This is a genomic window from Ruegeria sp. SCP10, from assembly GCF_040329495.1.
GTDB lineage: Bacteria > Pseudomonadota > Alphaproteobacteria > Rhodobacterales > Rhodobacteraceae > Ruegeria.
The window spans coordinates 2,501-6,428 of record NZ_JBDZYF010000031.1; the positions used below are offsets into that span (position 1 = coordinate 2,501).

2 tRNA genes and 2 rRNA genes (1 of these 4 only partly in view) are annotated in these 3,928 nt (G+C 52.7%); all 4 read left to right on the top strand.

The features are described 5' to 3' along the window. A tRNA-Ala gene (locus ABLN87_RS21785) sits at window positions 1-16 on the top strand (it extends 60 nt beyond the left edge of the window). A gap of 575 nt (window positions 17-591) precedes the next feature. Beyond that, window positions 592-3,434, top strand: a 23S ribosomal RNA gene (locus tag ABLN87_RS21790). A 184-nt stretch (window positions 3,435-3,618) separates the two neighbouring features. Beyond that, window positions 3,619-3,733: ribosomal RNA gene (gene rrf, locus ABLN87_RS21795) — 5S ribosomal RNA — on the top strand. 117 nt (window positions 3,734-3,850) lie between these two features. Then, a tRNA-Met gene (locus ABLN87_RS21800) sits at window positions 3,851-3,927 on the top strand. The last annotated feature ends 1 nt before the right edge of the window (window position 3,928 follow it).

Here is a 3,928-nt window from a genome sequence, read left to right on the forward strand (position 1 = left end):
CTCCTAGGCTCCACCATTCCTCGCTTCGCTCGTCATGGTGAAGTCTAGGATTTTTGATGCGCCAATCGTCAAGTCGATTGGCGGTGGCTCCACCATATAGCTTCGATCAGATCGTTAAGCACTATGTCAGTGTTTAACCGTCCGATTGGACGACAGAACAGCGTAAGCTGTTCGTCTTTTACATCGTATAGAGAGAAATCAATCAACACTGTTTGATCGTGCCGAGTGTGGCACTGATCTCGGTCGTTCTTATCTTTGGATAAGCGGCGCAGTTTGGGTCTAGCCGGCCTGGAGTGTGTATCGCGACTGAAACGAACAGAGTTGTCCAAGTCAAATATACTAACCCGAGCGACCTGCGTTGATCAGCTGCACGGCTGAAAGACCACATGGGGTTGCTCAATTGTCCTCGTCCAAGTGGCGGGGGCGGGAAATGTATGTTTTTGGTTCAGAAGAATGACTGCCTTTAGTTACCAGCTGGGCGGTCTCGATTGATACGCCGTCTGCGAAGAACGAAGTTCGCAGCAGACACCGTGCTCAAGTAGCCGAATAGGCGGTAGCACAACTATCGTGTGTCTTTCTTTTTCTGGATCAAATCAAGCGCGAGAAGGGCGTTTGGTGAATGCCTTGGCAGCAAGAGGCGATGAAAGACGTGATACTCTGCGATAAGCCATGGGGAGCTGAGAATAAGCTTTGATCCATGGATCTCTGAATGGGGCAACCCACCTGAAAGCTTCATATTGTTATCTTTGGTAATCAATATGGGGTTTAAACAGGTACTTAAGACCTGAATACATAGGGTTTTAAGAGCAAACCCGGGGAACTGAAACATCTAAGTACCCGGAGGAAAGGAAATCAATTGATACTCCCCTAGTAGCGGCGAGCGAACGGGGACCAGCCGAGCCAGATAAGTGACTAGAACACGTTGGGAAGCGTGGCCATAGCGGGTGACAGCCCCGTATAGGAAGCTTTGATGGACGTATTAAGTAGGGCGGAACACGTGAAATTCTGTCTGAAGATCGGAGGACCACCTTCGAAGGCTAAGTACTCCTTGCTGACCGATAGCGAACCAGTACCGTGAGGGAAAGGTGAAAAGCACCCCGACGAGGGGAGTGAAACAGTACCTGAAACCGAACGCCTACAATCAGTCGGAGGATCCTCGAGATCTGACGGCGTACCTTTTGTATAATGGGTCATCGACTTGGTCTCACGAGCAAGCTTAAGCCGTTAGGTGTAGGCGTAGCGAAAGCGAGTCTTAATAGGGCGAATGAGTTCGTGGGATCAGACCCGAAACCGAGTGATCTAGGCATGGCCAGGTTGAAGGTAAGGTAACACTTACTGGAGGACCGAACCCACATCCGTTGAAAAGGATCGGGATGAGCTGTGCCTAGGGGTGAAAGGCCAATCAAACTCGGAGATAGCTGGTTCTCTGCGAAATCTATTTAGGTAGAGCGTCATCCGAATACCCCGGGGGGTAGAGCACTGGATGGGTAATGGGGCCCCACAGGCTTACTGATCCTAACCAAACTCCGAATACCCGGGAGTACTAGATGGCAGACACACTGCGGATGCTAACGTCCGTAGTGGAGAGGGAAACAACCCTGACCTACGACTAAGGCCCCCAATTCATGGCTAAGTGGGAAAGCAGGTGGGACGACCAAAACAACCAGGAGGTTGGCTTAGAAGCAGCCATCCTTTAAAGATAGCGTAACAGCTCACTGGTCTAAATAAGTTGTCCTGCGGCGAAGATGTAACGGGGCTCAAGCCATGAGCCGAAGTCTAGGGATGCGTAAGCATCGGTAGCAGAGCGTAGTGTGACATAGAACTCATCCGTATTTGCATCCTTCTGTGAAATATCAGTGGGTGTAATGACGGATCGAGTTCTTTCGATGAAGCCGGGGCGTGAGCCATCCGGTGGAGAGATCACTAGTGAGAATGATGACATGAGTAGCGACAAAGAGTGTGAGAGACACTCTCGCCGAAAGTCCAAGGGTTCCTGCTTAAAGCTAATCTGAGCAGGGTAAGCCGGCCCCTAAGCCGAGGCCGAAAGGCGTAGGCGATGGGAACTAGGTTAATATTCCTAGGCCAGGAGGATGTGACGGATCACAGGTGTAGTTCAATCTTATCGGATTGATTGGGCTGCTGAGTGGTTCCTGGAAATAGCCCTCCATCAGACCGTACCCTAAACCGACACAGGTGGACTGGTAGAGCATACCAAGGCGCTTGAGAGAACGATGTTGAAGGAACTCGGCAAAATACCTCCGTAAGTTCGCGAGAAGGAGGCCCGGTTCCTAGGCAACTAGGGGCTGGGGGCACAAACCAGGGGGTGGCGACTGTTTATTAAAAACACAGGGCTCTGCGAAGTCGCAAGACGACGTATAGGGTCTGACGCCTGCCCGGTGCCTGAAGGTTAAAAGGAGAGGTGAGAGCCTTGAATTGAAGCCCAGGTAAACGGCGGCCGTAACTATAACGGTCCTAAGGTAGCGAAATTCCTTGTCGGGTAAGTTCCGACCTGCACGAATGGCGTAACGACTTCCCCGCTGTCTCCAACATCGACTCAGCGAAATTGAATTGCCTGTCAAGATGCAGGCTTCCCGCGGTTAGACGGAAAGACCCCGTGCACCTTTACTACAGCTTCGCACTGGCATCAGGATTGTGATGTGCAGGATAGGTGGTAGGCTTTGAAGCGGAAACGCAAGTATCCGTGGAGCCTCCCTTGAGATACCACCCTTCGCACTCTTGATGTCTAACCGCGGTCCGTTATCCGGATCCGGGACCCTGCGTGGCGGGTAGTTTGACTGGGGCGGTCGCCTCCTAAAGCGTAACGGAGGCGCGCGAAGGTTGGCTCAGAGCGGTCGGAAATCGCTCGTTGAGTGCAATGGCAGAAGCCAGCCTGACTGCAAGACTGACAAGTCGAGCAGAGTCGAAAGACGGCCATAGTGATCCGGTGGTCCCGAGTGGAAGGGCCATCGCTCAACGGATAAAAGGTACGCCGGGGATAACAGGCTGATACTGCCCAAGAGTCCATATCGACGGCAGTGTTTGGCACCTCGATGTCGGCTCATCTCATCCTGGGGCTGGAGCAGGTCCCAAGGGTACGGCTGTTCGCCGTTTAAAGAGGTACGTGAGCTGGGTTTAGAACGTCGTGAGACAGTTCGGTCCCTATCTGCCGTGGGTGTAGGAGACTTGAGAGGAGTTGCCCCTAGTACGAGAGGACCGGGGTGAACGATCCACTGGTGGACCAGTTGTCGTGCCAACGGCAGTGCTGGGTAGCTATGATCGGACAGGATAACCGCTGAAGGCATCTAAGCGGGAAGCCCCCCTCAAAACAAGGTCTCCCTGAGGGCCGTGGAAGACCACCACGTCAATAGGCCGGAGATGTAAGCGCAGTAATGCGTTCAGTTGACCGGTACTAATCGCCCGATAGGCTTGATTTGATCCAGTAATAGGAAGACAAATCAAAGACATACACACCTTGACCAAGGACAGCGCGTGCCAACGCAAATGGCACTGTTGATTGACTATACAACCGTGCGGGAACGCGCATTCGCAAGCGAATACGCTGCCTCCCGCGCGTCGCCTTTTTGCAAAGCAAAAAGAGCGACGTGGGCTTTTCCTCGGTTTGGTGGTCATAGCGCAAGTGAAACACCCGGTCCCATCCCGAACCCGGAAGTTAAGCACTGCCGCGCCAATGGTACTTGGGCTTAAGCCCCGGGAGAGTAGGTCACCGCCAAACCTAGTAAAAGCCCATATCTCTCTAAACGATGAAATAATACCCGGCCTCAAGCAGCGTAAGCGATAGGCCAACAATGGTCTCAAGTAGCCGAATAGGCGGTAGACCATACCAAAGTGTCGCGGGATGGAGCAGCCCGGTAGCTCGTCAGGCTCATAACCTGAAGGTCGTAGGTTCAAATCCTACTCCCGCAACCAA